At 67.0% G+C, this 15,808-nt stretch carries 13 protein-coding genes; 7 read left to right on the top strand and 6 right to left on the bottom strand.

Translation table 11 applies throughout. The features are described 5' to 3' along the window. The first annotated feature begins 32 nt into the window (after nt 1-32). Complete coding sequence (locus MKP08_RS02720; protein WP_255750385.1) at nt 33-2,357, top strand: GH92 family glycosyl hydrolase; 2,325 nt, start codon at nt 33-35, stop codon at nt 2,355-2,357. Between the two features lies 1 nt (nt 2,358). Here MKP08_RS02720 and MKP08_RS02725 read toward each other — a convergent pair whose 3' ends face one another. Beyond that, a complete protein-coding gene (locus MKP08_RS02725) occupies nt 2,359-4,317 on the bottom strand; it encodes a M1 family metallopeptidase (protein ID WP_241554777.1) in 1,959 nt (652 codons plus the stop codon). A gap of 119 nt (nt 4,318-4,436) precedes the next feature. Here MKP08_RS02725 and MKP08_RS02730 point away from each other — a divergent pair, with 119 nt between their 5' ends. From MKP08_RS02730 to MKP08_RS02745, 4 genes are all read left to right on the top strand, one after another. Beyond that, entirely contained in the window at nt 4,437-5,153 is a 717-nt protein-coding gene (locus MKP08_RS02730; RefSeq protein WP_241554778.1) for a tRNA (guanosine(46)-N(7))-methyltransferase TrmB, read from the top strand. A gap of 20 nt (nt 5,154-5,173) precedes the next feature. After that, on the top strand, nt 5,174-5,968 hold the full coding sequence (locus MKP08_RS02735) for a hypothetical protein (protein ID WP_215229572.1): 795 nt from the start codon (nt 5,174-5,176) through the stop codon (nt 5,966-5,968). Between the two features lie 95 nt (nt 5,969-6,063). Next, on the top strand, nt 6,064-7,431 hold the full coding sequence (locus MKP08_RS02740) for an NAD-dependent succinate-semialdehyde dehydrogenase (protein WP_241554779.1): 1,368 nt from the start codon (nt 6,064-6,066) through the stop codon (nt 7,429-7,431). Nucleotides 7,432-7,453: 22 nt separating this feature from the next. After that, nucleotides 7,454-8,140, top strand: coding sequence for an SDR family NAD(P)-dependent oxidoreductase (locus tag MKP08_RS02745; RefSeq protein WP_241554780.1), 687 nt, complete (start codon nt 7,454-7,456; stop codon nt 8,138-8,140). 16 nt (nt 8,141-8,156) lie between these two features. Here MKP08_RS02745 and MKP08_RS02750 read toward each other — a convergent pair whose 3' ends face one another. Beyond that, complete coding sequence (locus MKP08_RS02750; RefSeq protein WP_215229569.1) at nt 8,157-10,421, bottom strand: NADP-dependent malic enzyme; 2,265 nt, start codon at nt 10,419-10,421, stop codon at nt 8,157-8,159. Between the two features lie 157 nt (nt 10,422-10,578). Here MKP08_RS02750 and mutS point away from each other — a divergent pair, with 157 nt between their 5' ends. Both mutS and MKP08_RS02760 read left to right on the top strand, forming a co-directional pair. Then, nucleotides 10,579-13,179, top strand: coding sequence for a DNA mismatch repair protein MutS (gene mutS, locus MKP08_RS02755; protein WP_373418094.1), 2,601 nt, complete (start codon nt 10,579-10,581; stop codon nt 13,177-13,179). 45 nt (nt 13,180-13,224) lie between these two features. Beyond that, nucleotides 13,225-13,632 (top strand): YidH family protein, encoded by a 408-nt coding sequence (locus tag MKP08_RS02760; RefSeq protein ID WP_241555515.1) that lies wholly within the window; start codon nt 13,225-13,227, stop codon nt 13,630-13,632. Nucleotides 13,633-13,635: 3 nt separating this feature from the next. On the opposite strand, the gene MKP08_RS02765 is transcribed toward MKP08_RS02760, so the two are convergent. From MKP08_RS02765 to MKP08_RS02780, 4 genes are read right to left on the bottom strand one after another with little or no spacing between them, the layout of a single operon-like run. Next, nucleotides 13,636-14,016 (bottom strand): hypothetical protein, encoded by a 381-nt coding sequence (locus MKP08_RS02765; RefSeq protein ID WP_241554782.1) that lies wholly within the window; start codon nt 14,014-14,016, stop codon nt 13,636-13,638. 51 nt (nt 14,017-14,067) lie between these two features. Further along, nucleotides 14,068-14,937: a 3-hydroxyacyl-CoA dehydrogenase NAD-binding domain-containing protein gene (locus tag MKP08_RS02770; protein ID WP_241554783.1), complete on the bottom strand. Its 870-nt coding sequence runs from the start codon at nt 14,935-14,937 to the stop codon at nt 14,068-14,070. A 37-nt stretch (nt 14,938-14,974) separates the two neighbouring features. Next, entirely contained in the window at nt 14,975-15,550 is a 576-nt protein-coding gene (locus MKP08_RS02775; RefSeq protein WP_241554784.1) for a cob(I)yrinic acid a,c-diamide adenosyltransferase, read from the bottom strand. 27 nt (nt 15,551-15,577) lie between these two features. After that, nucleotides 15,578-15,808 carry an HIG1 domain-containing protein gene (locus MKP08_RS02780; protein ID WP_241554785.1) on the bottom strand — a complete coding sequence of 77 codons (231 nt, stop codon included), beginning with the start codon at nt 15,806-15,808 and terminating at the stop codon, nt 15,578-15,580.

A 15,808-nucleotide genomic window follows, 5' to 3' on the forward strand; every position in this document is an offset into this window, starting at 1 on the left:
ACGGGCGTCCCGTTTCTGCTTTACCACAATTCATGAAGCGCTCCCTTCTCGCCACCGCGACAGCGGCGCTATGCGTGCAGCCAATGATCGCGCAGGCCGACACCGCGCCCGATCCGTTGGAATTCGTCGATCCGATGATCGGCACCGGCCCCGAAGGACACACCTTCCCCGGTGCCACCGCCCCGTTCGGCATGGTGCAGCTGTCGCCCGATACCGATGCGACCTGCACCGTCCGCGACTGCTACGCCCACGCGGCGGGCTATTCCTACCACGATCCGACCATTCAGGGATTCAGCCACACCCATTTCTCGGGCGCGGGACATTCCGATCTGGGCGATGTCCTGGTGATGCCGCAGGCGGGCGCGGTGCTGCTCGATCCCGGCAGTGCGGACGATCCGGACGCGGGATACCGCCAGCGCTTCAGCCACGACACCGAAAAGGCAAGCCCCGGCTATTACGCGGTCACCTTGGCCGATAGCGGCATCCGGGCGGAACTGACCGCCGGCACGCGGACCGGCGTACACCGCTATACCTTCCCGGCGGGCGAAGAGGCGCACCTGTTGCTCGATTTGCGCAGCTCGCTCTACGACTATCCCGGCAAGGTGCTGTGGTCGGGGCTGCATCTGCGGCCCGACGGGGTACTGACCGGCTTTCGCGAAACACGCGGCTGGGCGCCGGGGCGCAAGCTGTATTTCGCCATGCGCTTTTCCGCCCCGCTGACCGGTCACGCCTTCCTCGATCGCGACGAGGACGTGCCATACAAGGGCTTCCAGGGTCCCGGCCGCGGCAGCGATGCTCTGGCGGAGAAACTGGGCAAGGCGCTGGAGGCGCGGCTCGATTTCGGCCAGCTCGACGCCCCGCTGGAGGTGCAGGTCGCTTTGTCGGGCGTCGACGAGAACGGCGCGGTGGCAAACCTCGCGGGCGAGGGCGCGGACTTCGACACCACGCGCGCAGCGACCGAGGCGAAGTGGCGCGAGGCGCTGGGGCGTGTGGATATCGCGGCGCCCGGCCCGATGCGGACCAATCTCTACACCGCGCTCTACCACGCGCTGCTCGCGCCCAGCGTGTGGAGCGATGCCGACGGACGCTGGCGTGGGCCCGACGACCAGCTGCATCGGGCCGAAGGCTATACCCAGCGCTCCACCTTCTCGCTGTGGGATACGTTCCGCGCGGAGCATCCGCTGCTGACGCTGGTTCAGCCCGAACAGACCACCACCGACACCGTCCGCTCGCTGATCGCGAGCCAGCAGGCGAGCCCCTGGGGCATCCTGCCCGTGTGGCAGTTCGCGGGGCGCGAGACGTGGACCATGATCGGCTATCACGCCGTGCCGGTGATCGCCGACGCCTATATGAAGGGCATGCGCGATTACGACGCGAGCGCGGCGCTCGATGCGATGGTCGCGAGCGCGACCTACGCGCCCTATGGTGGCTTGGGCGATCACATGAAGCTTGGCTACGTGCCGATCGACCGCGAGCCCGAAGCGGCATCCAAGACGGTCGAATACGCCTATGACGACTGGACCATCGCGCGCATGGCGCGGGCGATGGGCCGCGACGACGTGGCGCAGCGGTTCGAGCGGCGCGCCGGATACTGGCGCAACAGCTTCGACGCGAAGAGCGGCTGGCTGCGCGCGCGCAAGGCAGACGGCAGCTTCCGCACCCCCTTCGACCCGACCGCGATCAATTACGGCTCGGATTATACCGAGGGCAATGCGTGGCAGTATTCGTGGTTCGTGCCGCAGGACCAGGCCGGGCTGTTCGACCTGCTCGGCGGCGACGCAGCGGCGATCGCAAAGCTCGACGCGATGTTCGACTTCGACAATTCAGGGATCGACTACAGCCATGCCGAGGACATCGCCGGGCTTATCGGGCAGTACATCCACGGCAACGAGCCGAGCCACCATGTCGCCTATCTCTACGACTTCGCCGGTGCACCTTGGAAAACGCAAGGACGGCTGAAGCAGATCGTCGACAGCCAGTACAAGCCAAACCCCGACGGCCTGTCGGGCAATGACGACCTCGGCCAGATGTCGTCGTGGCTGATGTTCACCGCGCTCGGCTTCTACCCCGTCACGCCGGGATCGAACCAGTACGCGATCGGCCGCCCGTTCGTGGATCGTGCCGCGATCACCCTGCCGAACGGCAAACGCTTCACGGTGGACACCATAGGGCTGTCGGACGATCACCCCTATGTCGGCGCGGTCGAGCTCAACGGCGAGCCGCTGACCCGCAGCTGGATCGGCGACGACGAGATCCGCGCCGGGGGCACGCTGCGCTTCACCATGCAGGCGCTGCCGAACAAGGACTGGGGCCGCGCGAAGTCTGCGCGACCCTATTCGATGTCGACCGCGCGCTAGATCAGCCGCCCATGGCAGCCGTGTCGTTGGCACGGTTCGCGTCGGGCAGCTTGTGGTCGGGGTCGATCGTCGCGCTGACGAGCGTTTTGCCTGCCGGGATCGTGACCGCGGTGGCGCTGTTCCGGATCCAGCTATCGGCGGGCAGGCGAATGTCCTCCTGACTGCCGTCGGCATAGGCAACCCGCAGCGTCGCGGGCATAACCAGCCGATCGTGGCTGCCGACCGTGATCGTTGTCGCCCCGTCCGGGCCCGCCTCGATCGCGTCCACACCCAGGTCGAGTGCCCAGTTGTTGGCAAACCAGCCGCGCCAGAAATAGGACAGGTCCTCGCCCGCCCCGCTTTCCATAGCGCGGAAGAAGTCCGCCGGCTTGGGATGCTTGTACGCCCAGGCATCGATATAGCGGCGGAAGGCCGGATCGAACCGTTCGGGCCCCAGAATCTCCTCGCGCAGCAGGACCAGCCCCAGCGCGGTCTTGAAGTAGGTCAGCGGGTGGCGGTATTTCTCTACGATCGTGTCGGTCCGCGCAAGTATCGGCGGCGCGTCGGCATCCTGCAGCAGCGGCAGGATCTCGTCCACCGGATTGCCGCCCCCAGGCGCGTATTCGCCGTCGCGCTTCGGCGCGAATTCGCCATCGTTGAAATCCTCCGACTCGTAGACATCGATGAAGGTGTTGAGCCCTTCGTCCATCCACGCATGACGCCGCTCGTCCGAGCCGACGATCGTGGGGAACCACGAATGGCCCAGCTCGTGCGCGGTCAGCCAGAACAGCATGGTATCGGGCGTATCCGCCCCGTCGAAGGCGAGACCGGGATATTCCATTCCGCTCTGCGCGCCGCCGACATTGACCGCGGTGGGCCAGGGATAGGGATACCACCGGCGCGAGAAGTTCTCGATCGTGTCCTTCAGATATTCGGTCGAGCGCGCCCAGCCGTCGGCCCCGGCAGCCTGCGGCGGATAGACCGACATCGCGAGCGACGACTTGCCGCCCGGCAAATTGATCCGCGCCGCGTCCCACGCGTAGTCGGGCGAGGCGGAAAAGGCGACGTCGCGCGTGTTCGCCATGCGGAAATGCCAAGTCAGATCGCCGCCCCGCTGGGGCCGGCTCGCCGGATCGGCCACTTCGGCGGGCGTGCGGATCATCACCGTGGCATCGCTGGTACGCGCCTTTGCCAGCCGCTCCTGCTGGCGCTTCGTCAGCACCTCGCCCGGATTCATCAGTTCGCCGGTCCCGGCAACGATCATGCTGGCGGGCACAGTGACGGAATAGTCGAAATCGCCGTATTCGAGGTAGAATTCCTGCCCGATGAAGGGCGCGGTATCCCATCCGCGCACATCGTCGTAGACCCCCATGCGCGGATACCATTGGGCAAGGTCGTACATCGTCCCGCCCTTCACCTGGCCCCAGCCCATCCGGCCACCCCACGTGCCCGGAATGGTGAAGTGCCACGCGATGCGGACGCGGATCGTGCCGCCATCGCCGGCGAGGCTTTCGGGCAGCATGATCTGCAACCGCGTATCGTCGACCAGATATTTCGCCGCGACCGTGCGACCGTCCCGCTCCACCTCGACCCGGTCGAGCACCATGCCATCTGTCTGGCCGCGCGACGCCCCGCCGCCCGCGAACACGGCCCGGCTGCGGTCCTTGTAGATGTTCTGATCGAGCTGCAGCCACAGCGAATCGAGCGGTCCCGGGCTGTTGTTGGTGTAGGTTATCAGCTCTTCGCCCGTCAGCGTGGGCGCGGTCGCATCGGGGTGGAGCGTGGCATTGATCGTGTAATCGGCGCGGTTCTGCCAGTATTGCGGGCCCGGCGTCCCGTCCGACGCATGATAGACCGTGACCGGCAGATCTTTCTCGAACGGGGCGAAGGCGGCCTGCGGATCGTACTGCGCCGCGGCGGGCGTGGCGACGCATACCAGCGTGAGCGCGGACAGAAACGGGCGGAGGGAGGGAACTGCCATGGGGCGCGCGGGCCTTTCTGCTGGAGAGCGAACGTGCGAGCACTGCATGGGCCGCCCGCAACGGTCAATGGTCGGCGAGCCTAGACAACAGCCCGTCCCGCGTTCTAGCGGCCACGCCCATGTCCGCGAACAAACCCGGCGATCCCACGACGCTCAACCGCCTGTACGGCCGCTCGAAAGGCAAGGCGCTGCGCGCGAGCCAGCAGGACCTGCTCGACAAATTGCTGCCGCAGGTTGCGGTGCCAGAGGACGGCGAAGTGACGGCGGAGCGGCTGTTCGGCCAAGCGGCGCCGCTGCATTTCGAGATCGGCATCGGCGGGGGCGAGCATCTCGCATACCGCGCCGACATGCTGCCCGATCACGGCTTCATCGGCGCGGAGCCCTTCGTCAACGGGGTGGCGCAGGCGCTGACCCATGTGCGCGACGGGCCGGAGGGCAACGGGCCGCTGCGCAATGTGCGCTTGCATATGGGGGACGCGCTGCAGGTGCTCGATCGCATTCCGGACGGTTCGCTCAGCTTCGTCTATCTGCTCCATCCCGACCCGTGGCCCAAGGCGCGCCATGCGAAGCGGCGGATGGTGAACGACGGGCCGGTGCGGATGATCGCCGACAAGCTGAAGCCGGGCGGCGAATTCCGCTTCGGCACCGACCACGCCATCTACCTGCGCCACGCGCTGATGGTGATGCGCCGCTTCACCGATGAATTCGACTGGCTGGTCGAAGGGCCGAAGAGCTGGCAGCGCCGCCCCGGCGGCTGGCCCGAAACCCGCTACGAAGCGAAAGCGCGCAATGTCTTCGAGCACGAGGTGTGGTACTTCCGCTACCGTCGGCGCTGAGGCCCCCGAATTGGAATAGCATGACCTTCGACCTCGCTTTCGTGACGCAGAACCCGCTGGTCGAGCGGCTGATCGATCGCTTCGGGCGGCGCACGCTGGGCATCGTCGCGGCGATCGTGGCGGAATTGCTGATCATCCTGCTCCTGCTGACGCTGGGTCGCGGCGAGCCCCCGCCCAAGCCGCCGCTGGAGGCGGTGACCGCGTTCGACGTTTCTGCCCCGAAGCCCGAACAGCCGCAAGCGGAGGCCGAAGCGGCGAAGCCTGAGCCTTCCCAGGCCGCCTCATCGAGCGATCGTCCGCAGCCGGTTGCGCCCGCACCGCCGCAGCGCAAGCCCGCGTTGACCCTACCCGACGTCCCTCTCGCGCAACCTTCCGCCCCGGCGCCCGAGCCTCAACCGTCCAGCCCGCCCCCGCAACGTCCCAAACCGCAGGTGAAGATGGGTGCGATGCAGGGGCCGATGCTGGGCGCCACGGCCAGCAGCATTTCGAACGACACCCCCTTGGTCGGAACCGCGCCCGACGGGCAGCCGATGTATGCCGCGCGCTGGTATCGCGAGCCGACTCACGACGAACTCGCCGGTTACCTCTCGACCGCAAGCGGGCCGGGCTGGGGCATGATCGCGTGCAAGACCGCACCGCAGTTCCGCGTAGAGAACTGCGTCGCACTGGGCGAGTCCCCGCAAGGATCGAACATCGACCGCGCGATCCTGGCCGCGGCGTGGCAGTTCAAGGTCCGCCCGCCGCGGATCGGCGGCCGCTCCCTCGTGGGGAGTTGGGTCCGGATCAGGATCGATTATACGCAGCGGGGTGCCTGAGGGGCGGAGGCATCGATCGTCGGAACGCTTCGCGCCGACCCGCGCTGAAGGGATGAAGGGCCACTCGCGCCCTCCCCATTCATCAGGAGCGTCCCATGATCACCACCCGCAACCCGGCCACCGGCGAAGAACTCGACCGATACGAAGAGCTGACCAGGCACGAGATCGAGGCGAAGCTGGCGACGGCGACGGTCGCGTTCGGCGAATGGCGCCTGTCCCCGATCGAGCGGCGGACCGAGCTGCTCGAAAAGCTAGCCGAGACCTACGAGGCGAACGAGGAGAAGCTGGCGCGGCAGGCGACGCTGGAAATGGGCAAGACCATCGCCTCCGCCCGAGCCGAGGTGCAGAAATGCGCCAAGCTGTTCCGGCATTATGCGCAGGAAGGCGCGCCGATGCTCGAACCGCTTTCCTGGCAGCTGGGCGATGGCGGGCGCGCCGAAGGGCGGTGGCTGCCCCAAGGTCCGGTGTTGGCGGTAATGCCATGGAACTTCCCCTATTGGCAGGTCGTGCGCTTCCTCGCGCCGACGATCCTGGCGGGCAATGTCGGACTGCTGAAGCATGCGAGCATCGTGCAGGGCACCGCCGCGCTGATGGAGGAGATGATGATCGAGGCGGGCGCGCCCGAGGGCGTGTTTCAGAACCTCGCCATCTCCTCGGACCCCGTGGCCGACATCCTCGCCGACGAGCGCGTGGTCGCCGCGACCGTGACCGGCAGCGAGGGCGCGGGTCGTGCGGTGGCGCAGCAATGCGGCAAATATCTGAAGAAGGTCGTCCTGGAACTCGGAGGCTCCGATCCGTTCATCGTCATGCCCAGCGCCGACATGGACGAGGCAGTGGAGCAGGCGGTCAAGGCGCGTATCCAGAACACCGGGCAGTCGTGCATCTGCGGCAAGCGGATGATCGTCCACACGGATATCTACGACGGCTTCCTCGACCGGTTCAGCGCCGCGATGAAGGATGTGACGGCGGGCGACCCCTTCGAGGACGATACCGACATGGGGCCGCTTTCCAGCCAGGAGCAGCTCGATACGGTGCTCGACCAGCTCAAGACCGCGCAAGACGAAGGGGCGAAGCTGCTGTTCGGCGGCGAGACGACCGATGACCCGGGAGCCTACATCAGCGCCGGTATCTTGACCGATGTGCCGCTGGACAGCGAGACCGCAGAGGAAGAGATTTTCGGCCCCGTCGCGCAGCTCTATCGCGCGAAGGATATCGACGACGCGATCCGCATCGCCAACGCGATCCCCTTCGGACTCGGCTCCTCGGTATGGACCAATGACGACGAAGAGCGCGAACGCTTCGTGCGCGATATCGAGGCGGGGATGACCGCGGTGAACCAGTTCCTCGCCTCGGCCCCCGAGGCGCCCTTCGGCGGCGTCAAGCGGTCCGGCCATGGGCGCGAACTCGCCCGGTTCGGCCTGCACGAATTCATGAACCTGAAAACGGTGATGCTGCCCGGTTGAGGCGGCGGAAGGACGACGACAGATGGCAGACGACAGGACAATCCTCATCATCGGGGCCTCGCGCGGCATCGGCCTGGGCCTTGCGCGGGAATTCGCGCAGCGCGGCTGGAAGGTCTTCGCCAGCGAACGCAGCGAAGGCGACGCGCTGCACGACGCGGCCGAGGAACACCGACCGCGCATCGAGATCGTGACGGTCGATGTGACGCAGCCCGACAGTTACGAAGGGCTGAAGGGCAAGTTCGGCGAAGGCGCGCTCGACGCGATAATCGTCAATGCCGGCATATCGGGCGCTTCCCACCAGTCCGCGGGGCAGGCGAGCGCCGACGAGGTCGCGCATGTCATGATGACCAACGCGTTCGGCCCGGCGCGGCTGGCGCACAAGCTGCTACCGCTGGTGAAGGACGGCGGTACGCTGGGCCTGATGACCTCGCGCATGGGTTCGATCGCCGATTCATCTGGCGGGTACGAGCTCTATCGCACCAGCAAGGTGGCGCAGAACATGCTGGCGAAGGGGATCGCGGAGCAGCAGGCCAATCCACGCGGCATCGCGGTGCGCTCGCTACATCCCGGATGGGTGCAGACCGACATGGGCGGACCCCATGCGAAAATCACGGTCGAGGAAAGCGCCGCGGGCCTCGCCGACGTGATCGAGAATGCCGAAGGCGGCTATCGCTTCGTCGACTATTCGGGCGAGGAGCTGCCGTTCTAGGCAGCCCCCGCCCGGTTTACCCGACCACGCCCGCCGCGGCGAGCACCGCCAGCGTGAGAATGTCGGGCGCAATCGCCGTCATCGGGGCGATCTGCACCGGCTTTTCCGAACCGATCGTCATCGGACCGATCGTCGCGTCGCCGCCCAGTTCGCGCAGCAGCTTCGCCGACAGGTTCGCCGATTGCAGCCCCGGCATGATCAGCACGTTGGCGGGGCCGGACAGGCGGCTGAACGGATAGAGTGCCATGACCTTCGGGTTGAGCGCGGCGTCGGGCGCCATTTCGCCTTCGTATTCGAAGGTGACGCTCTCGTCCTCGTCGAGCAGGTGCACCGCCTCGCGGATATTCCCGAGCCACTGGCCCGACGGGTTGCCGAAGGTGGAGTAGGAGAGGAAGGCGACGCGCGGCGTGTGGCCCATGCGCCGCGCCACTGCGGCGGTTTCCTTCGCGATGTAGACGAGCTGTTCCGAGGTCGGCCGCTCGTTGATGGTGGTGTCGGCGAGGAAGGTGGTGTGGTTCTTGCCGATCAGCATGTGGATGCCGAACGGCGTCGCGCCCGGCTTCGCGTCCAGCACGCGGGATATCTCCCGCAGGCTCTGCGCGAAGGGTCGCGTCACGCCCGTGATCATCGCATCGCCCTTGCCCAGCACGAGCAACAGCGCTGCGAACACGTTGCGTTCCTGGTTGACCATCCGGCGCACGTCGCGCTCGGTATAGCCGCGCCGCTGGAGCCGTTCGTACAGATAGTCGACCATTGCCGGCACATGTTCGCTATCGCGCGAGTTCTGGATCTCGAACGCGTCGATATCGTCGACCGCCAGCGCGGCAAGCTGCTCCTTCACCGCGTCGGTCCGGCCCACCAGCACCGGGGTGCCATAGCCGAAATCGCGGAACTGGATCGCCGCGCGCAGCACCACGTCCTCCTCGGCCTCTGCGAAGACGACTCGCTTGGGGTTGGCGCGCGCATCCTCGTAGGCGCGGGTGAGGACCGACGTGGTCGGGTTGAGCCGCGACTTGAGCGAGAGGCGATAGGCGTCGAAATCCTCGATCGCGTCCTGCGCCACGCCCGAATCCATTGCCGCCTTGGCAACGGCGGAGGAGACCACCTCCATCAGGCGCGGGTCGAACGGCGCGGGAATGATGTAATCCTGCCCGAACTGGTGGTTGACGCCGTAGGCGGCCGCGACCTCGTCCGGCACGCGCTCGCGCGCAAGGCTGGCGATCGCTTCGGCCGCAGCGATCTTCATTTCCTCGTTGATCGCGGTCGCCCGCACGTCGAGCGCGCCGCGGAAGATGAAGGGGAAGCCCAGCACGTTGTTGACCTGGTTGGGATAGTCCGACCGGCCGGTTGCGATGATGGCGTCGGGGCGGACCCGCTTGGCATCGTCGGGCATGATTTCGGGCACCGGGTTCGCCATCGCGAAGATGATCGGCTGATCGGCCATCTTCTCCACCCATTCGGGCTTCAGCGCCCCGGCGGCGGACAGGCCGAGGAAAATGTCGGCCCCATCCAGCGCCTCTTCCAGCGTCCGCGCCTCGGTTTCCACCGCATGCGCGCTTTTCCACTGATCCACGTCTTCGCGCCCCGGATAGATCGGGCCCTGCCGGTCGCACACGATCACCTGGTCGCCCGGAATGCCCAGCGCCTTGATCAGCGCAGTACAGGCGAGCGCGCTCGCGCCCGCGCCGTTCACCACCATGCGGCAGTCCTTGAGCTCCCGACCCGTCAGATGACAGGCGTTGATCAGGCCCGCCGCTGCGATGATCGCGGTGCCGTGCTGGTCGTCGTGCATGATGGGGATGTTCATGCGCTCGCGCAGCGCCTGCTCGATGATGAAGCATTCGGGTGCGGCGATGTCCTCCAGATTGATGCCGCCGAAGCTCGGCTCCATCAGCGCGACCGCCTCGATGAACTTGTCCGGGTCCTCGGTATCGAGTTCGATGTCGATCGAATCGACGTCGGCGAAGCGCTTGAACAGGACCGCCTTGCCTTCCATCACCGGCTTGGACGCCAGCGCGCCGAGATTGCCCATGCCCAGGATCGCGGTGCCGTTGGAAATGACCGCGACGAGATTGGAGCGCGCGGTGTATTTCGCCGCGTTCGACGGATCGTCGGCGATCGCCTGAACCGGTGCCGCGACGCCGGGCGAATAGGCCAGGCTCAGGTCGCGCTGCGTCGCCATCGGCTTGGATGCGACGATCTCGATCTTACCGGGGCGGATGGTCTCGTGGTAGAACAACGCTTCGCGCGTCGTGAAGTCGGTCTGTTTATCGTCGGCCAAGGTCTGCTCCTTCAGGCCGTGCCCTAACGTCACTTCCCACGCAGCGATAGGGTAAAGCACCGGCGGGGATAGGATCGGCGCGACGCTTCCCGAATCGAATCCCCACCCGCTAGGCAGGTCCACGATGGCCGGTTCGAAGAACAGCGGGGCGACCCCGATGATGGAGCAGTACCTCGCCCTAAAACGCGAAGCGGGCGATTGCCTGCTGTTCTATCGCATGGGCGATTTCTTCGAGCTGTTCTTCGACGACGCCAAGCGCGCCGCCGGGGTGCTCGACATCGCGCTGACCAGCCGCGGCGAACACGGTGGGGAGCCGGTGCCGATGTGCGGCGTGCCGGTCCATTCGGCGGAAAGCTATCTCGCGCGCCTGATCCGCGCCGGGTGCCGGGTCGCCATCGCGGAACAGGTCGAAACGCCCGACGAAGCTAAGGAGCGCGCGAAGCGCGAGGGCTCGCCCGTGTCCAAGGCGTTGGTTGCGCGCGACATCGTGCGCTTCGTCACCGCGGGCACGCTGACCGAGGACGCGCTGCTCGAACCGCGCCGCGCCAACACGCTCGCCGCGTTGTGCGAGGTACGCGGGCGGGTGGGCCTCGCCCATTGCGACATTTCGACCGGGCGCATGGTGCTGGAGGAGTGCGCGCCCGAAGCCGTGGAAGCGGCACTCGCCCGGATCGGCGCGCGCGAGGTGGTCTTGCCCGACGGCTTCGATGCTCCGGTGGAAGACGCGATCGTGCGGCCCGATGCGGACTTCGCCAGCGATAGCGGCGAAGCGCGGCTGAAGGCGCTGCATGGCGTGGCGACGCTCGACGGGTTCGGCGGCTTCACCCGGGCGATGCTGGCAGCGGGGGGCGGGCTGCTCGCCTATCTCGAGCACGCCGGGCGCGGCACGCTGCCATTCCTGCTGCTGCCGGAAGCGGCGCAGGGCGAAGCGCACCTGGCGATGGACGCGGCGACGCGCAGCAGCCTGGAGATTATCGCCGGGGCGAAGGGTGGGCGCGAGGGGAGCCTGCTCGCCGCGATCGACCGCTGTTCCACCGGCGCGGGTGCGCGGCTGCTGGCGGAGGATCTCGCCGCGCCGCTCACCGATCGCGTCCGGATCGAGGATCGGCTGGCGCTGGTGCGGTTCCTCCACGACGATCCGCTGCTGCGCGCCGATCTGCGCGGGGTGTTGCGCGCCGTGCCCGATCTCGCCCGCGCGCTGGGGCGGCTGGTGGCGGGACGTGGCAGTCCGCGCGATCTAGGGCAGATCCGCGACGGGCTGGGCGAAGCGCGCCGCATCCGCGACCATCTCGGCCAACAGGCCGACCGGCCCGCGCTGCTGGAGGCGTCGCTGCCGAAGCTGGGCGGCCATGGGGCGCTGGTCGATCATCTCGAGCGCGCGCTGGTCCCCTCCCCGCCGACGGAGCGGCAGAACGGCGGCTATATCGCGCAAGGGTACGACGCCGCGCTGGACGAATTGCGCGAGGTTTCGGGTAATGCCCGCCGGGCGATCGCGGCGATGGAAGCGCGCTATCGCGACGAGACCGGCATTGCCGCGCTCAAGATCAAGCATAACGGCGTGCTCGGCTATTTCATCGAGGTGCCGAGCAAGCATGCCGATCCGCTGATGGCCCCCGACAGCGGGTTCATCCACCGGCAGACCATGGCGGGTGCGGTCCGGTTCAACTCGCTGCAATTGCATGAGGAAGCGAGCCGCATTTCCGAAGCGGGCGGGCGGGCGCTGGCGGCCGAGGAATCGCATTTCGAGGAGCTGGTGGATACCGTCTGCGAGGCACGCGAGGCGATCGCGGCGACCGCGGGTGCGATCGCCCGGTTGGATGTCGCGGCGGGGCAGGCCGAACGCGCAGCGGAGGGCAACTGGTGCCGTCCAGAGATCACCGACGACACCGCGCTGGCGATCACTGCCGGGCGACATCCGGTGGTGGAGCAGGCGCTGCGCGCCGCCGGGAACGAGCGGTTTGTGCCCAATGATTGCCGCCTCGCGCCCTACGACCGGCTGTGGCTGATCGGCGGGCCGAATATGGGCGGCAAGTCGACCTTCCTGCGGCAGAACGCGCTTATCGTGCTGATGGCGCAGACGGGCGGCTACGTGCCCGCCGAAGCAGCGCGGATCGGGATCGTCGATCGCCTGTTCAGCCGCGTGGGCGCGAGCGACAATCTGGCGCGCGGGCGCTCGACCTTCATGGTCGAGATGGTGGAAACCGCCGCGATCCTGAGCCAGGCGACCGAGCGGAGTTTCGTGATCCTGGACGAGGTCGGGCGCGGGACCAGCACATATGACGGGCTCGCGCTCGCCTGGGCGGTGGTCGAGGCGGTGCACGGGACCAATCGCAGCCGCTGCCTGTTCGCGACGCACTATCACGAACTCGCCCGGCTCGCCGAAAGCTGCGATGCGCTGAGCTTGCACCATGTCCGCGCGCGCGAGTGGAAAGGCGATCTGGTCCTCCTCCACGAACTGGCCGAGGGACCGGCGGATCGCAGCTACGGCCTGGCGGTGGCCAAACTGGCGGGCCTGCCGAAGGAAGTGGTCGCCCGGGCGAAATCGGTCCTCGATAGACTGGAGAAAGGACGCGCCGAAACCGGCGGGCTGGCGGCCGGGCTCGGTGACCTGCCCCTGTTCAGCGCGGCGCTGAAGGCGCAGGAGGAGGAATGCGACAGCTTGCGCGAAACCCTGCGCGCGCTGGACGTCGATGCGCTGAGCCCGCGCGAGGCGCTGGACCGGCTTTATGCATTGAAACGCGAAGCGGGCGAGGACTGACATCCATCAATTGTAAAAGCGCATGCGCGCGCTAGCCTGTTGACCATGGCACAGGACGATCCTGAGGAAGACGATCCGCGGGTGAAGTGGGCGGAGGTCCGAACGGACCTCGCCGAAGATCGCAACATCATGTCGGTGGAGCGCACCTTTGCCGGGTGGTTGCGCACCGCGCTGGCCGCGATCGGCATCGGCGTCGCCTTCAGCGCGCTGTTCGGAGAGTTCGACCCGCCCTGGCTGGCAAAGGCGATCGCCACCGCGTTCATCATGGGCGGCGCGGTGCTGGCCTTCGTCGCTCAGCGGCGCGCCTGCATCACCCTCGCCAAGCTTTCGTCGCACCACTTGAAGCCGGCATCGCTGCCGAACTTCAAGCTGCTATCCTATGGCCTGATCCTGGGTGCGGTGTTGCTCGTCGCCGGGCTGTGGATCCTTAACGACGGGCTTGCCTTAGCCTGACGATCAGCTCTCCGGGACGTCGCTGCCGTCCGAAGTCAGCTCCTTGTCGAGCTTGTTCGACCGGCCGTACTTGTCCTCGTTGTCGTCCATATTGGGCTCGCCGCGATAGGCGTCCATGTCGATCCGGCCGGAGCTTTCCATGTCGCGCATGTGATCGACCGTGTCCTGCGTCGAATCGTTCATCAGACCCGACTTGTTGTCACCCTTCACGCTCTCGGTCGGACTGCGCGTCTCGCGGGTGGTCCCTTCCGCCTCCTCGGCGACTTCCTGGGCCTGGCTGCGGTGATCGTCCTGCTCGTCGTTGTGCATCTCGGGCGCCTGGTCCGCCATGCGCGCTTCCTTGCTCTCGCCGACGTCGGGGGTGGTCTTCTGGTCCTCGCTCATGCTGGTATCTCCTTTGCCCCATGAACGAGCGGCTTCGCGACCCGGTTCCGCCTACCTAGTCGGTACAGGCTCCTCGCCCGAATAATCGTAGAAGCCCCGGCCCGTCTTGCGGCCGAGCCAGCCCGCCTCGACATATTTCACCAGCAGCGGCGCGGGCCGATACTTGCTGTCGCCGGTGGTGTCGTGGAGCACGCGCACGATCTCCAGACAGGTGTCGAGACCGACGAAATCTGCCAGCTGCAGCGGCCCCATCGGGTGGTTGAGACCCAGCCGGCAGCCCTTGTCGATATCGGCGATGCTGGCGGTGCCCTGCCCCAGCACGAACACCGCCTCGTTGATCATCGGCAGCAGGATGCGATTGACGACGAAGCCGGGCTCGTCCTGGCTCAGCACCACTTCCTTGCCCAGGCTTTGCGCGAAAGCGGTCATCCGGTCGGTCGTCTCTTGCGCGGTAGCGAGGCCGGGGATGACTTCGATCAGCCCCATCACCGGCACCGGATTGAAGAAATGCAGCCCGATGAAGCGCGCCGGATCGGGCGCGTGGTTCGCCATGCGGGTAATCGGGATCGAGCTGGTGTTGCTGGCCATGATCGCGCCTTCGCCCAGCACCTTGCCCGCCTTCTCGAAGATCGTCTGCTTGATCGCTTCCTTCTCGGTCGCGGCTTCGACGATCAGTTCGGCCTCGCCCATCGGGGCGTAGTCCGCGACGGGAGTGATGCGGGCCAGCGTGTCGTTCGCCGCCGCCTGATCGATCTTCTCCTTGGCGACCAGCCGGTCCAGCCCCTTGGCGATGCCCGCCTTCGCCTTCTCGGCAGTGGCGAGGTCGATATCGGCCAGCAGCACGTCGATCCCGTGCGCCGCGACCGTCTGCGCGATGCCGGAGCCCATCTGGCCCGCGCCGATGATTCCCACCGTCTTCATGATCGTAATTCCCCTAAATTCGTTTGGCGGGTGCGCGCTAGCGATTGGCGCCCGGCACCCACAGCGGATCGCCGCCTGCATCGGCATTGGCGGCGCGGGCGAGTGTGAACAGATAGTCCGACAGGCGGTTGATGTAGGCGAGCGCCGCCGGATTGACGGGCTCCGCCGCCGCCAGCGCCGCCATGTCGCGTTCCGCCCGCCGCACGGTGCCGCGCGCCAGATGCAGGCGCGCCGCCGCCTCCGTCCCGCCAGGCAGGATGAAGCTGGTCAGCGGTTCGAGATCGGCATTCAGCCGGTCGATCCCCTGCTCCAGCCGGTCGACTTGCGCGGGGACGATGCGCAACACCATTTCCGATGGCGCGAAATCCTCGTCCTCGCCCGCCGGGGTCGCGAGATCGGCGCCCAGATCGAACAGGTCGTTCTGAATGCGGCGAACATCGTCCGCCGGCGCGCCCGACAGCTTGCGTATCGCGAAACCGAGCGCCGAGTTGGCCTCGTCCACCGTACCGATCGCGGCCATGCGCGCATCGTGCTTGGGCCGGCGCGAGCCGTCGACAAGGCCGGTCGTGCCGTCGTCGCCGGTGCGGGTGTAGATCCTGTTGAGCTTGACCACGTCGCGAAAGGGGGGAGGCGCGCGCGCCTAGCTGGCGACCGCGAGCAACACCGCGACCACCACGATGGCGAGCGCCTGATACTTGATGCGGTTGAACATCATCTTGTTCTGCATCAGCTGCAGCTCGCTCGCGCGATCGCTGGACTGATCCTCCAGATCCTCCCGCGTGCTTTGCAGAAACGCGATGATCCCGCGAACCAGCGAATAGACGACGAGGCCCATCAGGATCACGAGGGCGATGATGAGGATAGCGGTCAT

Source organism: Erythrobacter sp. LQ02-29 (assembly GCF_022576075.2).
Taxonomy (GTDB): domain Bacteria; phylum Pseudomonadota; class Alphaproteobacteria; order Sphingomonadales; family Sphingomonadaceae; genus Alteriqipengyuania.